Genomic DNA, 15,340 nt, shown 5'->3' on the forward strand with positions numbered 1-15,340 from the left:
GTTCGTAGCGCCGTGGTGAGGATACGGGATTGGTAACCTCCGGCTCGTGACCACCAAGGACGTGAGCTTTCCCGGTGCAGACGGCGAGTCGGTCGCCGGCCGCTGGTACCTGCCCGACGGCGACCCGGTCGGCGTCGTGGCGATCGCGCCCGCCATGGCCATCCCGATGCGGTTCTACCGGTACACCGCGGCCTGGCTCGCGGACCGCGGTTTCGCGGTGCTCACGTTCTCGTACCGCGGCTCGGAACCTGCGCTCTACGGCCCCATGCGGGACTCCACGGCGACCGCCCTGAGCTGGTACCACGACGCCGAGGTGGCTGCGATCCACGCCCGCGCCCGGGCCGACGCCGCAGGTGTCCCGCTCACCTGGGTCGGTCATTCGTTCGGCGGCCAGAGCCTGGGCTTCCTGTCCGACATCGGTGTGGACCGCTGCGTCATGGTGGCCTCGGGGACGGGCTGGCACGGCAAGGCCTCGCCACTGATCAAGACCTGGTCGCCGCTGTTGTGGCGAGCGATCGCACCGGCGGCGACGGCGCTGGCGGGCTATTACCCGGGCCGCCGACTCGGGATCCTGGACGACCTGCCTGGCGGCGTGATGCGCCAGTGGAGCCGCTGGTGCCTGCACCGGGACTACCTGTTCAGCGAGTTTCCCGAGCTGCGGGACCGGTTCGCGAAGGTGCAGACACCGGTCACCGCCCTCTGGACCGCGGACGACGAGCTGATCTCCCCGGAATCGATCAAGTACTGGATCCGGGAGTTCCCGAATGCCGACGCCGAGCTCGTCGAGATGCGGGCCGCCGACTACGGTCTGACCCACATCGGGCACTCGGGCTTCTTCCGGCCGAAGCGCGCGATCCTCTGGGAGAGGGTGCTGCTGCCGCGCGTTGCGGTGAAGTAGGGGGCGGGGGCCGCAGCGGCGCAGGACGAAGGCGAAGGAAGGCGCGGCCGGCCTCGCTCACGCGCCCCAGGGGGCGCTCCGCTACGGCTTTACGGCCGACCGCGCCTTCCTTCGCCTTCGTCCTGCGCTGCTGCTCCGCTTTGGTGACGCGCGCGTCAGAGGGGGGTGACGGTGCCTGTGAAGTGGCGGGTGTTCTTGCCCGACCGCCAGCCGTCGTACACGAAGCCCGGCTCGTGGGTCGCGCCCTCGTCTGTGGCCGCGTCGGACGTGTAGCGGATCGATACGTCTACCGTGCCTGGGAGCAGGACCGGCTTGAAGAATTCGACGGTCCACTCGTAGGCCGCGCCGCGTCGTGCCGGCCCGACCTCGGCCAGCGCCCGCGCCGCGGAGTACATGCCGTGCGCGATCGCGCGCGGGAAGCCGAATGCCTTGGCGCCCAGGCTCGACGTGTGGATCGGGTTCAGGTCGCCCGACACTGCGCCGTAGGCCCGCCCGGTCCCGGCGCCGAGCTTCCAGCGTGCGGTCGGCAGAGGCGGCGTCCACTCCTCGCGTGGGGACTCGTCGGCCGGGGTCGCGGCGTCGGCGGGGGTCGCGCCGTCGGACGAGGGCGCGGCGTCCGGGGCCGTGAAGCCCTTGGCCAGGTACGTCGAGACGGCGCGGTAGGCGAGGTCGCCGTCCACCAGCACCTCCGCCACCAGGTCCACCTGGACACCGCGGCGGTGCGGGCGGGCGTCCTGCGACCAGGCCCGCACCTCGACCGTGTCGCCCAGCCGCACCGGGCGGAGCACCCGTGCCGCGTTCTTCAGGTGCACCATCCCGAGCAGCGGCAGCGGGAAGTCGCCGCGCACCATCAGGGCCGTGGCCAGCGGGAACGCCAGCACGTGCAGGAAACCGGCCGGCAGCACGTCGGAGGCCGGCTCCCCCAGCAGGCGCAGGTATGCCGCCAGGTGCGCCGCCTCGCCCGCGGTGTCCACATGCGCGACGCGGTAGGACACCTCGGGCAGGCGGACTGCACCCTTCGGGCGCTTGCTCACACCCCCGGCCACCCCCTTGGCGAACAGCCCGCCCAGCTTCGGCAGCTCGGGCAGGCTGGTTTCGCTGTACGACGCCGGAGCGCCCACCTCGGGCGCGTTCGTCACCTCGTCGGCACTTCCCGCCACTGTCACTTGCCCACCATCGACTGCCCGCACACGCGCAGCACCTGACCGTTCACGCCGCTCGCCACCGGCGACGAAAGGAACGCGATCGCCTCGGCCACGTCGAGCGGCAGGCCACCCTGCTGGAGCGACGGGATGACCCGGCGGGCCACCTCGCGCGTGGCGAACGGGATCGACCGGGTCATCTCGGTCTCGATGAAGCCCGGTGCCACCGCGTTCGCGGTGCCGCCCAGCGCCGCCACGAGCGGCGCGGTGGCGGCCGTGTGGCCGATCACGCCGGACTTCGAGTACGCGTAGTTGGTCTGCCCCTTGTTGCCCGCGATGCCCGACGTCGAGGCGAGCGACACGATGCGCAGCCCCTCCACTCCGGCGGCGAGCAGCTGCTCGTTGATGCGCAGCTGCGCGGCGAGGTTCACCGCGATGACGGAGTCCCATAGGGCGGGCTTCATGTTGGCGAGCAGCTTGTCGCGCAGGATGCCCGCGTTGTGCACCAGGATGTCGAGCCCGCCCAGGTGCTTGGCGGCCGCCAGGATCTTGGTGCCCGCGTCGTCGGCGGTCACGTCGAGCTGCAGGGCGGTGCCCTTGATCTCATTGGCGACGGCGGCCAGCGACTCACCCGCGGCGGGCACGTCCACGACCACCACCTTGGCGCCGTCGCGCGCGAGGGTGCGGGCGATCGCCGCGCCGATGCCGCGAGCGGAACCGGTGACCACCGCCACCTTGCCCGCCAGCGGCTGGTCCCAGTCGACGTCGGCCTGTGCGTCCGACGGGCCGACCGGCAGCACCTGGCCGTCGACGTATGCCGACTTGGCGGACAGGAAGAACCGGAGCGTGCCGAGTGCGGAGGCCGAGTCGACGGCGGCACCGCCGGTCAGCTGCACGCCGTTCGCCGTCGCGCCGCCCCGCAGCTCCTTGCCGACCGAGCGCGTAAAGCCCTCGAACCCGGCCCGGGTCGCGGCAAGCGTCGGGGAGTCGCCCGCCTCGGGCGCCCGGGACACGACGACGACGCGGCCGTTGCCGGCGAGCTTGCGCAGCGTGCCGCCCAGGCTGAGGACCGCCGCCGAGACGGCCTCGGGGGACTCCGCGGACGTGCCGACGAGCACTACACCGCCCCAGCGGACCTCGTCGGCGCCCTCGGTCGAGCGGCGTGCGTCGACGTCCCAGGACGCGAGCGCCTTGGTGATCGTGTCGGCGTCGGCGGCCGAGGCGTCGTCGGACAGCACGAGCACCGGGCCGACGGTCAGCGGGGCGTCGGGCTGGTACCGGCGCAGGATTGCCGGGCGGGGGAGGCCGAGCTGCTTCGAGAGGCTCTTACCGAGTCCGCCGTTCACGAACTTGGTGTACTTGTCAGCCACGAAATTCCTTCCAGTTCTTCAGCGAGGTTCAGGCTCAGGCAATATCTTCTGCCGCCTGAGCCCGGTGCTTCACTTCGGGCGAGTGCCTCGTTCCTCGGCCCTCACCCTCCGTTGCGCTCTGGGCTCAGGCGGACTCGATGATGGCGGTGGCGCCCAGGCCACCGGCGGCGCAGACCGAGATCAGCGCCCGGGCCGGTCGCCCGGTCTCGGCGGCCTTCGCGGCCACCAGCTTGGCGGCGGTCGCGATGATGCGGCCGCCCGTCGCGGCAAACGGGTGGCCCGCGGCGAGCGATGAGCCGTTGACGTTGAGCTTGCTGCGGTCGACCTTGCCGAACGCTCCGTCCAGGCCGAGCTCGGTGCGGCAGTACTCCTCGTCCTCCCACGCGGCGAGCGTGGTCAGCACGGTGGAGGCGAACGCCTCGTGGATCTCGAAGAAGTCGATGTCGTCGAGGCTGAGGCCGTTGCGGGCCAGCAGGCGCGGGACCGCGGCGACCGGGGCCATGAGCAGCCCCTCGTGGCCGTGCACAAAGTCGACGGCAGCGGTCTCGGCGTCCACGAACTTCGCCAGCACCGGCAGGTCGCGCTCCTCGGCCCACTCGCGCGAGGAGAACAGGACCGTGGAGGCGCCGTCGGTCAGGGGGGTGGAGTTGCCGGCCGTCATCGAGGCGGGGGTGTCGAGCGACGAGCCGAACGCCGGCTTGAGCTTCGCGAGCTTCTCCAGCGAGGTGTCGGGGCGCAGGTTGTCGTCGCGGGTCAGGCCCTTGAACGGCGTGACCAGGTCGTCGAAGAAGCCGGTCTCCCAGGCGCGGGCGAGGTTCTGGTGCGAGTTGAACGCGATCTCGTCCTGGGCCTCGCGCGTGATGCCCCACTTGGCGGTGGTGATGGCCTGGTGCTCGCCCATGGAGAGGTGGGTGCGCGGCTCGCCAGTGCTCGGGGAGACGGGGCTCAGGTCCTTCGGGCGGATCTTGAGCAGCGCCTGGAGCTTCGCCCCGGTCGTCTTGGCGTGGTTCGCGTCCAGGAGCGCCGTGCGCAGCCGGTCGCTGACGACGATCGGCGCGTCCGAGACGGTGTCGGTGCCGCCGGCGATCGCGGACTCGATCTGTCCCAGCTTGATCTTGTTGGTCACCGCGATGGCGGCCTCGAGGCCCGTGGCGCACGCCTGCTGCACGTCGTAGGCGGGGGTGGTGGGCGACAGGGACGAGCCGAGCACGCTCTCGCGGATCAGGTTGAAGTTCTTGCTGTGCTTGAGCACCGCGCCGCCGACGACCTCGCCCAGGCGTTCGCCCTGCAGGCCGTACCGGGCGACGAGGCCCTCCAGCGCAGCGGTGAACATGTCCTGGTTGCTGGTCCGGACGTACTTCTTACCGGCGCGGGAGAACGGGATGCGGTTGCCGCCGATGATCACGGCTTCGCGCGTGGACGGTACGGGGGAGGGGGTAGTGGACACGTCGCTGTTCCTTCTCACTTCGTCGTCTGGCGGGTGGCTTCGCTGGGTGGTGCCCAGGACTCACAGTACCTGATACTCTCAGTCTCGTGAGACGAATCACAAGACTTCTAGCGAGTCACGGTGGGGAGGCAGACCGATGAGCATCGGAGTCGACGGTCGTTCGACCCGCTGGGACGATCACCGCACGGCACGTCGGGCGGAGCTCGTCCGCGCCGCGCGCAAGGCCGTGCACCGCCTCGGGCCTGCGGTCTCGATGGACGAGATCGCCTCCGCCGCCGGCACGTCGAAGTCCATCGTCTACCGGTACTTCGACGACAAGGCGGGCCTGCGGCTCGCCGTCGCCGAGACCGTGGTGATGCAGATGCACGACGCCCTCCGTGCCGCCGCGCAGCGCGCGGCGAACCCGGAGATGGCCTTGCGCGAGATGGTACGGGTCTACCTCGAGATGATCGAGAGCTCGCCCAACGTCTACTGGTTCGTCACCCGCACGGCCATCGGCGGCAACGAGCCTGCGCCCATGGAGAGCGGCCGCCGCGGTCGGCGTGCTGCAGCCGACGATGCCGTCGACGCCGCCGCACCGACCACGCCGGTCGACCTGCACCCGCTGGGCGCCTACCTGGACTCGGTGATCGAGCTGGTCGCCGAACCGTTCGCACGGGCCACCGACGTCACGCACGCCGACGCCGCGGCCTGGGCCTCGGGCGCCGTCGGCTTTGTGCGGGGTTCCGGTGAGTGGTGGCTCGGGCACCGCAACGTCGAGACCAGCCCACTGACCCGCGAGGAGCTGACCGAGCGCGTGACGCTCTGGCTCTGGACCGGTCCGGTGGGTGTGCTGCACTCCGACCGCCCTGTCACCAGACCCGCATCAGCCTGACCCGACCACCCCCCGACACTTAAGAACCTGGCCCCACTCGGGCAGAAATCCGAGGAGAACCCATGACGACCACCTCCGAGCCCGTGTCCCCGGCGGCGGCCCCGCAGGCGGATGTGCCCCAGCCTGCGGTGACGCGTCCGCCGTCGGGCACCCGCGTGGACGTGCCGGCCCTGCAGCAGCTGCTGCTCGGCCGCTGGCCCGAGGCGCGGTCCGAGGCCCGTCGCCTGGTTGCCGAGCACCCCGAGCTCTGGAAGAAGGAGGGGATCACCAAGGAGGAGCACCGGGAGATCACCCTCGCCCAGATGAAGCAGATGGTGCCCTACGGCCACGTCCTGCGGGCCTTCCCGGTGCGCCTCGGCGGCCGCGGCGAGGCGGGTGCCAACCTGGTGGGCTTCGAGGAGCTGGTCGCCGCGGACCCGTCGCTGCAGATCAAGGCCGGTGTGCAGTGGGGCCTGTTCGCGTCCGCGATCAACCACCTCGGCACCGAGGAGCAGCAGGACCGGCTGCTCCCGGGCGCCATGGACCTGTCGGTCCCGGGTGCGTTCGCGATGACCGAGACGGGGCACGGCTCCGACGTCGCCTCCATCGGCACCACCGCGACGTACGACCCGGCGACCGAGGAGTTTGTGCTCAACACCCCGTTCCGCGGGGCGTGGAAGCAGTACCTCGGCAACGCGGCCGCGCACGGCGTGGCTGCGACGGTGTTCGCGCAGCTCATCACGGGCGGCGTCGACCACGGTGTGCACTGCTTCTACGTGCCGATCCGCGACCCGCGGACCATGGAGTTCCTGCCCGGCGTCGGCGGTGAGGACGACGACCAGAAGGGCGGCCTCAACGGCATCGACAACGGCAAGCTGCACTTCACGAACGTGCGCGTCCCGCGTCGGGACCTGCTCGCCCGTTACGGCCAGGTGGCCGCGGACGGCAGCTACACCTCCTCGATCGACAGCCCCGGCCGCCGGTTCTTCACGATGCTCGGCGCCCTGGTGCAGGGCCGCGTGTCGCTGGACGGCGCGGCGATCACCGCGGCGAAGATCGGCCTCGCGATCGCCACGAAGTACGCCGACCAGCGCCGCCAGTTCTCGCCGGCCGCCGGTGCCGACGAGCTGACGCTGCTCGACTACGCGACCCACCGCCGTCGGCTCTTCCCGAAGATCGCCGAGGCGTACGCGATGCACTTCGCGCACGACGAGCTGCTCGACCTGTTCGACGTCGTCTTCTCCGGCCGCGAGGACACCCCGGCCAAGCGCGAGGACCTCGAGACCACGGCGGCGGCGCTCAAGGCGACCTCCACCTGGTACGCCCTCGACACCCTCCAGGAGTGCCGCGAGGCCTGCGGCGGCGCCGGTTTCCTCTCCGAGAACCGCTTCACCAGCCTGCGCGCGGACCTCGACATCTATGCCACGTTCGAGGGCGACAACCACGTGCTGCTGCAGCTCGCGGCGAAGCGCCTCGTGGGTGACTACGGCAAGAAGCTGGCGCGGGCGGCCAAGTCTCCCGCCGGCATGGCGGGCATCGTGGCCGGGCAGGCCAAGGACACGCTGCTGCACAAGCTCCCGCTGACGAGGCTCGGCCAGTCGGTGGCCGACGGCGGCGCTGCGCGCAGCGCGCGTCGTCTGCTCGACGCCGACGTGCAGCGCGCGCTGATCGCCGGCCGTTTCGAGGGCATGGTCGCGGACGTCGCGATGGGCATGCGCCCGGCGGTCAAGGCCGACTCGATCAAGGCGCAGGAGATCTTCGACGACCACCAGGTGGAGCTCCTCGGGTCCGCCACCGCGTGGGCCGAGCTCGTGCGCTGGGACGCGTTCACGAAGGCCATCAAGACTGTGCCCGACGCCGGCACCCGCAAGGTGCTGACCCTGCTCCGCGACATCGACGGCCTCACCACCATCGAGCGCCACCTCGACTGGCACCTGACCAACGGCCGCATCTCGGCGGGGCGGGCGAAGGCGGTCACGGCGACGATCGACCACCTGCTCAAGGAGCTTCGCCCGCACGTGCTCGACGTCATCGACGCCTGGGGCTTCGCACCGGAGCACCTGCGTGCTCCGATCGCCGACGGCTCCGAGAAGGTGCGTCAGGACGAGGCGCGCGCGTACTACCGCGAGCTGCGCGCCAGCGGCACGGCACCGATCAGCGAGAAGGAGCTGCGCAAGCAGCAGGCGAGCTCGCCGAAGTAGTCACGCGGCGTCGGGCACCGCGGCCACGACCGGGACCGGGAGCTGCTGCACCGGCACCGGGACGGCCGCGGTGGCCGGCTCCTCGGCGACGAGGGGGTGCGCGGGCGGCTCATCGGCGACGGGGCGCGCGAGCGGCCCGCCGAGCGTGATCGGGGCGTTCGGCGTGAGTGCCGGTTCGGGCGCTGCCCGGACAACGACAAAGGTGCCCGCCAGCCCGAGGAGGGCGGCGAGCACGGTTAGCGGTACGAGCTGGTAGGCGAGCGCTGCGCCGAGCAGCGCGCCGCCGCCCACAGCCACGATCGAGCCAAGGGTGATCACACGGGTCATCAGGAGCCTCCCTGCCGAGGGGGCACAGCAAATTCGGCGAGCCTGCCTCGCCGCCAGTTCCAGGAAACCGCAACCAGCGCGGGTCCGCACCTCGAATCGCGCCGGTGCCGGTCACGACTGGGTCACGACCTGGACCAGGCCGCCTGCTCACACCGGGTTGCAGTGCGCGGCGGCGGTCAGGATCAGCCCGACGTCGGGGCGCCAGGGCTCGAGGTTCCACGTGCCCTTGTCAGGTGCGCCCATCGCGTGACACACGAGCTGGTCGTCCATCGGCGCGCTGTCCGCCTCGGGCTCGGTTGCCACGAGCTGGGTGCGGATCAGGTCGAGTCCCGCCTCGCCCGCGTGCCGGACCCAGTCCGTGGGGTCCACGGCCAGCGAGCGGCCGCCCTCGTTCTCGCCCCAGGTCGCGCTCTCGATCGCGCTCGTGCCGATCACGAATGTGACCGAGACCGGCTCGGTCCCTGCAGCGGATCCAGAGCCCTGCGCGGAGGGAGTGGCCCGGTCGTCCACCTCGACCCGGGCGGTGGTCGCGTCGACGTCGGTCACCTCGATGCGGGGCGCGCCGTCCTCGGTGCCCGACGGCGGTTCCGGCGGGCCGACCGCCGCGCGCGGGCTGTCGTCGCCGTCGAGCACGGAGATGCTGCCGTCGGAGTCGACGTCGAGCGTGCCGGCGGAGGTGAGGGTCAGCTCCGCGGACTCGCCCGGGGCGAGCACAAAGGTGACCGTCTGCGTGCCCGGTCCCTGCGCGCCCGCCTGGACGGTGGCGGCGCTCGGCGCTCCGACCTCGAGGACGACGTCGCCGACGGCGACCGTGCTGGTCTGCAGCTCCGGCTGGGCCTCGTCGGTGGTCGTCGGCTGCTCAGGTGTCAGTGGCGAGTGCGAGGCTGCGGGGGTCGGGTCCGCGTCTGTGCCGTCCGCCCGCGGGTCGTCGGCCAGGCCGCAGCCGCTCGTCGCGAGGAGCGCGGCGACTGCCGCGCACGCCGCGCGCGCGGCATGGCGCGGCGTTACGGCTCGTCGGGTCGGCACACACCCATTGTGCGGGTAGCCCGCACGGGTCGAAGTACCGGGTGGCGCGTGTCGGCGGGACCCCCTATGTTTAGAACATGCGTTCGAACAAGGTGCTGGTGGCTCATGACCCGGCTGACGTGCTGAGCCAGTCTCCGCGTGGTGCGGTCACGCCGCGCGAGTCGGGGTTCGCGAGCGGTTTCGCGAACCTCACCGAAGCGGTCGATGCCGTGGCGGCGGTCGACTCGCTCCTCGCCTCGCTCACGGCGTCCCGCGCCGTGCTCGTGGAGTCGGTCCGGGAGTGGGTGGCGGACCGGCCCGAGCTGTTCGGCGCCCCAGAGGTCGAGACGGACGATCCCGCGGGGTTCCCGCCCGAGCTCGTCGAGCAGCTCGCAAGGGTGCTGCGGGTGCCGCAGAGCTCGGCCGTCGCGCTCATCGAGGAGTCCTGTGCGCTGGTGCGCGAGCATCCGCGGACGCTCGCGGCGCTGCGCGGCGGGCACATCACCCACGCGCACGCGCAGCTGATCCTTGGCTACACGGACGGGTTGCGCCGGGCCAACCGGGTGGCGCTGGAGACCCGCCTGCTCAAGCATGCGCCCACCACTACCCCGGGTGAGCTGAGCCTTGTCGCGCGGACCGAGCGCGAGCGGCGGCTCCGTCCGGAACGCAGGGCGGAGCCACCGGCCGCGCGCAAGGTGGCGGCCAGGTCCGGGCGTCAGCGGCTCAGCGCTTCCCCCACAGGTCGTCCCAGGCGGTGAACGGGTCGTCAGCACGCGGGGGCTGCTGGGGGCTGCCGCCCGCTGCGACGGCCGGGGCCTGCCCGCCCCAGGCGGGAGCGCCCCAGGTGGGGCTGTCCCACGCCGGTCCGGCCTGACCGTGCTGGTCCTGGCCGGCCTCGTCCGGGTCGGCGCCGTACGCGACCCAGTCCTGTTGTCCGTACGGTCCGGCGGGCTGTTGGTCCGCTGCACCGTACGGCTCGGCGGCAGGGTAGGACGCGTCGTACTGAGCCTCGTAGCCCTCGGCTGCGGGCTCCCGGTGGTCCGGTTCCTGCCACTGTTGCGCGGCCTCGGTCTGCCCCGACCACATCGGCGCGGACTGCTGCTGTGCCGGCCAGGCCGGCCCGGACTCCGGCTGAGCCGTGTCGCCCGGCGGCGCGTAGCTGTGGGCGCCGTAGCTCGGCGCGGAGAACGGGGTCTGGTCGATCAGCTCCGGCTCGCGGCCCGACGAGGACGGCAGCGAGGGATGGCCGTCGTCGTACCGCCGCGGGGTGGCGACGGCCGCGAACGTCGTGGTGGCCAGGTACTGCTCGAACGGGACGTCGAAGGTCTCGTCCTCCGACCACGCCGAGTCCCAGGCCGTGGCGACGGGCTGCGCGGCGGCTCGGCGACCGTCGTCAGGCATCGGGGGGAGGCGGATCTCGCCCGAGCTGTGCAACACGCGGTCGTGCATCTGCCCCACCCAGTTGAGCGCGAGCTCGAAGCGCATGGTGCTGAGGCCGTGCACGCTCAGCTCGCCGCCGAGGGCCGGGTGCGGGGTGAAGGTGTAGACGTCTTCCTCGTTGAGCTGGAGGCCGCGGCTGCGTGCGTCGCGGACCAGGTCGTCCATCAGATACGTCGCGCGGCCCTCAGGGGACTCTAGCTCCGCGTACATGGTGACGGCCGAGGTCCACCGGAGCTCGATAGTGCCTTCCACCGTGTCCAGGAACCACCAGCCGTCCAGCGACTCGAGGAAGATGTCCCCGAAGCAGGTGGCGAAGCGCGGAGTCTGCTCACGCAGCCCCAGCCACTGCCCTGAGGCAAGCCCGAACTCGAAGGCAACCTTCGGAAAAGTTCGGAGCAGCTTCATGTCCGAATGAAACCACTATCGGGTAAACGTCGGGAACCCCTTGTGGCAACTTTATTTCACCCTTAACGTGCCCGACCCGAGACAGACTCAGGCCCGCTCAGGCCAGGCCCGACTGGTACGCGAACACCACGAGCTGCGCCCGGTCGCGTGCGGAGAGCTTGATCATCGCGCGCGACACGTGCGTCCTGGCGGTCGCCGGGCTGAGCACCAGCTCCTCCGCGATCTCGTGGTTGCTCAGGCCTTGCGCCACGAGGCCGACGACCTCGTGCTCCCGGTCGGTCAGGTCCCCGATGCGGGGGTGCGGCGCCAGGGCGCGAGGGGACGCGGCGGTGAACTCCCTGATCAGCGTCCGTGTGGCCGACGGCGCGAGCAGCGCGCCGCCGTCGTGCACCGTGCGGATCGCGGCCACTAGGTCGGCCGGCGGGGTGTTCTTGAGCAGGAACCCGCTGGCCCCGGCGCGCAGACCGTCGACGACGTACTGGTCGTGCTCGAACGTCGTGAGCACCACGACGCGGGTCCCGGTGAGGTCGGGGTCCTCGGCGATCCGCCGGGTCGCCTCGATGCCGTCGATGCCCGGCATCCGGATGTCCATGAGCACCACGTCCGGTCGCAGCCGGCGCGCCTCGGCGACGGCGGCGATACCGTCCGCCGCCTCGCCGGCGACCGTGGTGTCCTCCTCCCCCGAGATGAGGGCGTGCAGGCCCATCCGGACCAGGTCCTGGTCGTCCACCAGCAGCACCGAGATCATGCGACACCTCCCGCAGGCAGCGCTGCCCGCACCTCGAAAGACTCGTCGACAGGCCCGGCGTCGAGCCGCCCGCCCAGGGACTCGACACGGTGCCGCATCCCGGTGATGCCGAAGCCCGCGGCGAACGAGCCCTCGGCACGCGGGTTACGCACCGCGAGCCGGACGCCGTCCGGCTCGTACACCACCTCGACGCGTGCCGCCGAGTCGGCGCCGTGCTTGACCACGTTGGTCAGCGACTCCTGGAGCACACGGTAGGCGGCGAGGTCGACGGCGTCGGGCAGCGGTCTGGGCGTGCCGCTGACCTCGAGGTCCACCGAGACACCCGCCGAGCGGACCCGCTGCGCCAGCACCTCCAGGTTGGCGAGCCCGGCGGTCGGCGCCCGCTCCGGGCCCCCGCTCGTGCCGGAACCGGGCCGGATGTCCGCGAGGGTGGTCCGCAGCTCGGTCAGGGCCTCGTTCGCGGCCTTCGAGATGGCGGTCAGCGCGGTGGTCGCATCGCGCGGGGTGCCGAGGTGGAGCGCGATGTCGGCCTGCATCTGGATCGCGGCCAGCCCGTGCCCTACGACGTCGTGCACCTCGTACGCGAGCTGCAGCCGCTCGTCGTCGCGGGCCTGCTGCTCCGCCGCCGTCTGTTCCGCTGACCGTGCCTGGTGCCACATCCGCCGGGCTACGCCGATGCTGAACGGCACCGCCACGATGGCGCTTGCCGGGATCAGCCCTTCCGGCAGACCGAGCGCGGCCGGATGCGTGAAGACGTGGATCAGGAGCAGCGCCAGCGTGACCGACGCGTACAGCAGCGCAGGGCGGAGCGGCCGGCGTCGGGCCAGGGAGTAGATCGCCACCACCAGGCACACCATCACCGGGCCGTACGGGTACGCGAGCAGCAGATAGGTGACCGTCGCACCGGCGACCACACCCAGCGTCGGCACCGGCCAGCGGCTCCGGAACAGCGTCGCCACCGCGGCGGTCACCGCCAGCACGTACGCCAGCCCGTCGATCGGACGCACCCCGTCCGACGCGGGCAGGAACGCCATCGAGACCAGCGTGAACGCCGTCAGCGCGGCGGCCACACCCACATCGACGAGACGCAGCTTTCCCATAGTTCGATCACCTCCAGCCCCACTGTGTCCGAGGGCGGCCCCCGCGTCACCCCCTGCGCGCCGTACCCCGCAGTACGTCCCGGGACGTAGACGAGCCGCCCGGCCGACGTCGTGAGACGCAGCGGGAGTGCCGCCCCGCAGCCGATCCGGTACCACGCCGAGGCCGCGACGCTGGGACACACGGGCGGATCGGCCGCTCGCGTGAAGGAGGCGAACACCGTGAACCTGGCACCGCGCACCCGCAAAGCCGTGCTGACACTGCACATCGTGTCCAGCGGCGCATGGATCGGCATCGACGTGCTGGTCGCCGTGCTCGCCGGGGTCGGGCTCACGAGCGGCTCGGACGCCGCCCGTGGGCTCGCCCTGCGCGCCCTCGGCGAGTACGTGGTGACGCCCATGCTGGTCTCTGCGCTGGTCTGCCTCGGCACGGGCGTGCTGCTCGGCCTCGCGACCAAATGGGGCCTGGTCCGCTACTGGTGGGTGGCGGTCAAGCTCGTCATGACCCTGGTGCTGTGCACGCTCATCCTGGTCGCGCTGCAGCCGGACATGCCCCACGTCGCCGCCGCCGGTGTCGCTATCGAGGCCGGGCAGGACCCGGTCACGGACATCTCCTTCCTCGTCTACCCGCCGGCGGTGTCCCTCACCGCGCTGGTCGTCGCCACGCTGCTGTCCGTGTACAAGCCATGGGGGCGCCGGCGCCCGCGGACCGCGCCCGCAAGAGTGTCGGAGAGACGGCATACCGTTGCCGCATGAGCATCGAGGGACGGGCCATCGAAGTGCGCACAGCGGCCCCCGCGGAGTACGAGGACATCGGGAAGATCGTCGCGGAGGCGTTCCATGCGGACGGGCAGCTCGAGGCGCCCGACTCCGCGTTCTATGCGGGTGTCCTGCGTGACGTTGCCAGCCGTGCCGCCGCTGCGGAGATCATCGTCGCTCTGGACGGCGGCACGGTGCTGGACGGCGGCACGGTGCTGGACGGCGGCACGGTGCTGGACGGCGGCACGGTGCTGGGCGGGGTGACCTTCGTACCGCGCGGCGGCCCGATGGCCGACATCGCCCAGGACGGTGAGGCGGAGATCCGCATGCTCGGCGTGGCACCGGAGGCCCAGGGCCGGGGCGCCGGGACCGCGCTGATGCGCGAGTGCATCACACGCGCCGCCGGGACGCGGCGCATCGTGCTCTCCACCCAGACCGTCGCCCACGGATCCCACCGGCTCTACGAGCGGCTCGGTTTTGTGCGCGAACCCGCCCGGGACTGGACGCCCGTCCCCGGCGTCGACCTGCTCGTCTACGCGCTGGACCTGTAGCTACGCGCTGGAGCGGTAGCGCCACCCGCCCGGCCACCGCAGCAGCCCCGACGTGATCGCCACACCCAGCAGGAGCAGCAGGCCGCCGCCCGCCTCAGCCGCGTTCGGCACCTCGCCCTGCACGAGCCAGGCCGCGGACATGCCGACCACCGGCACCAGCATCGTGAACGGGACCACCGCGCTCGCCCGGTGGCGGGCCAGCAGCGTGTTCCAGATGCCGTAACCCACCAGGCTCGCCAGCCACGCGGTGAAGAGGGTGGACAGGACCGCGGCCCAGGTGGGGTGCGTCAGCGAGTACCCGACGGCGGCAGGCCCGTCCAGCACGATCGCCAGCGCGAACATCGGCACCGGGACCACTAGCGCCGACCACACCGTCATCGACAGGCCGGCCAGCGGGCCCTGCCGGGCCCCGGTCAACTGCGTCGCCGACCCGAGCCGCCGCACGATCACGTTGCCGGTCGCCCACGATGCAGCGGCCGCGAGGGTGAGCAGGAACGCGAGTCCCGGCGTCGCCGCCGACCGGCCGAGACCGACCACCACCAGGCCGACCGCGCCGAGCAGCACGCCCACGAGCTGCGGCGGCGTCGGGCGCTCGCGGAGGGCGACGCTCGCGAACAGGACCGTGAGCACCACTTGCGCCTGGAGCACGAGCGAGGCGAGGCCCGGCGGCATGTCGAGCCAGAGCGCCGTGTACATCAGCCCGAACTGGCCGAGGCTGAGGAACAGGCCCACCACCAGCACGTCCTTCAGGGGAGCCGTGGGGCGCGGGACCAGGAAGATCGCTGGGATCAGCACCACGACGAAGCGGATCGCTACGAAGAGCGCGGGCGGCACGTCAGCGACGCCGATGTCGATCGCGAGGAAGTTGACGCCCCAGATGATCATGACCAGCACGGCGAGGAGCGAGTGGCGCAGGGGCATGGGGTCATCGTCGACCGGAGCAACCCTGTGCGTCCATCGAGTATCACTGGCTGATTCTTCAGTGCGCCTGAACGGTGTGGGCGATGGGAGTCCCGGAGCCGTGGGCGAAGTACTGAGGCAACTACGTACTTTCACCCCCTTGTTCCACTGACAGGTCAGAAAGTAGCGTGACCGAA

The 15,340-nt window shown here is 71.8% G+C and carries 15 protein-coding genes; 6 read left to right on the plus strand and 9 right to left on the minus strand.

Annotated features, from left to right (window positions below; genetic code table 11):
• Positions 1-46 precede the first annotated feature (46 nt).
• On the plus strand, positions 47-898 hold the full coding sequence (locus AB1046_RS17855) for a hypothetical protein (protein ID WP_369370638.1): 852 nt from the start codon (positions 47-49) through the stop codon (positions 896-898).
• A 155-nt stretch (positions 899-1,053) separates the two neighbouring features.
• Here the strand turns inward: AB1046_RS17855 and AB1046_RS17860 are convergent, their stop codons facing one another.
• The 3 genes from AB1046_RS17860 to AB1046_RS17870 all read right to left on the minus strand — a co-directional run bounded on the left by AB1046_RS17860 (position 1,054) and on the right by AB1046_RS17870 (position 4,857).
• Positions 1,054-2,064: a MaoC/PaaZ C-terminal domain-containing protein gene (locus AB1046_RS17860; protein WP_369370639.1), complete on the minus strand. Its 1,011-nt coding sequence runs from the start codon at positions 2,062-2,064 to the stop codon at positions 1,054-1,056.
• Positions 2,061-3,410, minus strand: a complete 1,350-nt coding sequence (locus tag AB1046_RS17865) for a 3-oxoacyl-ACP reductase (RefSeq protein WP_369370640.1) — start codon at positions 3,408-3,410, stop codon at positions 2,061-2,063. Before AB1046_RS17865 ends, AB1046_RS17860 begins: the two co-directional genes overlap by 4 nt.
• A gap of 124 nt (positions 3,411-3,534) precedes the next feature.
• Positions 3,535-4,857, minus strand: a complete 1,323-nt coding sequence (locus tag AB1046_RS17870; protein ID WP_369370641.1) for an acetyl-CoA C-acetyltransferase — start codon at positions 4,855-4,857, stop codon at positions 3,535-3,537.
• A 136-nt stretch (positions 4,858-4,993) separates the two neighbouring features.
• Between AB1046_RS17870 and AB1046_RS17875 the strand changes: the two genes are divergently transcribed.
• Positions 4,994-5,731, plus strand: coding sequence for a TetR/AcrR family transcriptional regulator (locus AB1046_RS17875; RefSeq protein ID WP_369370642.1), 738 nt, complete (start codon positions 4,994-4,996; stop codon positions 5,729-5,731).
• A 62-nt stretch (positions 5,732-5,793) separates the two neighbouring features.
• The gene (locus AB1046_RS17880; protein WP_369370643.1) at positions 5,794-7,911 is read left to right on the plus strand and encodes an acyl-CoA dehydrogenase; all 2,118 of its coding nucleotides are present in this window, start codon (positions 5,794-5,796) and stop codon (positions 7,909-7,911) included.
• On the opposite strand, the gene AB1046_RS17885 is transcribed toward AB1046_RS17880, so the two are convergent.
• Positions 7,912-8,238, minus strand: a complete 327-nt coding sequence (locus AB1046_RS17885) for a hypothetical protein (protein WP_369370644.1) — start codon at positions 8,236-8,238, stop codon at positions 7,912-7,914.
• 147 nt (positions 8,239-8,385) lie between these two features.
• The gene (locus tag AB1046_RS17890) at positions 8,386-9,264 is read right to left on the minus strand and encodes a DUF2599 domain-containing protein (RefSeq protein ID WP_369370645.1); all 879 of its coding nucleotides are present in this window, start codon (positions 9,262-9,264) and stop codon (positions 8,386-8,388) included.
• A 77-nt stretch (positions 9,265-9,341) separates the two neighbouring features.
• Here AB1046_RS17890 and AB1046_RS17895 point away from each other — a divergent pair, with 77 nt between their 5' ends.
• Positions 9,342-10,001, plus strand: coding sequence for a hypothetical protein (locus AB1046_RS17895; protein WP_369370646.1), 660 nt, complete (start codon positions 9,342-9,344; stop codon positions 9,999-10,001).
• On the opposite strand, the gene AB1046_RS17900 is transcribed toward AB1046_RS17895, so the two are convergent.
• From AB1046_RS17900 to AB1046_RS17910, 3 genes are all read right to left on the minus strand, one after another.
• Positions 9,967-11,088: a T6SS immunity protein Tdi1 domain-containing protein gene (locus AB1046_RS17900; protein ID WP_369370647.1), complete on the minus strand. Its 1,122-nt coding sequence runs from the start codon at positions 11,086-11,088 to the stop codon at positions 9,967-9,969. The two genes, AB1046_RS17895 and AB1046_RS17900, sit on opposite strands and share 35 nt — an antisense overlap.
• Before the next feature lie 97 nt (positions 11,089-11,185).
• Positions 11,186-11,836: a response regulator gene (locus AB1046_RS17905; RefSeq protein ID WP_369370648.1), complete on the minus strand. Its 651-nt coding sequence runs from the start codon at positions 11,834-11,836 to the stop codon at positions 11,186-11,188.
• Positions 11,833-12,936, minus strand: coding sequence for a sensor histidine kinase (locus AB1046_RS17910; RefSeq protein WP_369370649.1), 1,104 nt, complete (start codon positions 12,934-12,936; stop codon positions 11,833-11,835). Before AB1046_RS17910 ends, AB1046_RS17905 begins: the two co-directional genes overlap by 4 nt.
• A gap of 111 nt (positions 12,937-13,047) precedes the next feature.
• Here AB1046_RS17910 and AB1046_RS17915 point away from each other — a divergent pair, with 111 nt between their 5' ends.
• Together AB1046_RS17915 and AB1046_RS17920 are read left to right on the plus strand one after the other, a co-directional pair.
• Positions 13,048-13,689, plus strand: coding sequence for a hypothetical protein (locus AB1046_RS17915; protein ID WP_369370650.1), 642 nt, complete (start codon positions 13,048-13,050; stop codon positions 13,687-13,689).
• Positions 13,686-14,243, plus strand: a complete 558-nt coding sequence (locus AB1046_RS17920) for a GNAT family N-acetyltransferase (RefSeq protein ID WP_369370651.1) — start codon at positions 13,686-13,688, stop codon at positions 14,241-14,243. Before AB1046_RS17915 ends, AB1046_RS17920 begins: the two co-directional genes overlap by 4 nt.
• Here the strand turns inward: AB1046_RS17920 and AB1046_RS17925 are convergent, their stop codons facing one another.
• On the minus strand, positions 14,244-15,164 hold the full coding sequence (locus AB1046_RS17925) for an EamA family transporter (protein WP_369370652.1): 921 nt from the start codon (positions 15,162-15,164) through the stop codon (positions 14,244-14,246). It abuts the gene before it with no gap.
• Between the last annotated feature and the right edge of the window lie 176 nt (positions 15,165-15,340).

Origin of the sequence: Promicromonospora sp. Populi (genome assembly GCF_041081105.1) — a bacterium.
In the GTDB taxonomy this organism is placed as follows: Bacteria; Actinomycetota; Actinomycetes; order Actinomycetales; family Cellulomonadaceae; genus Promicromonospora.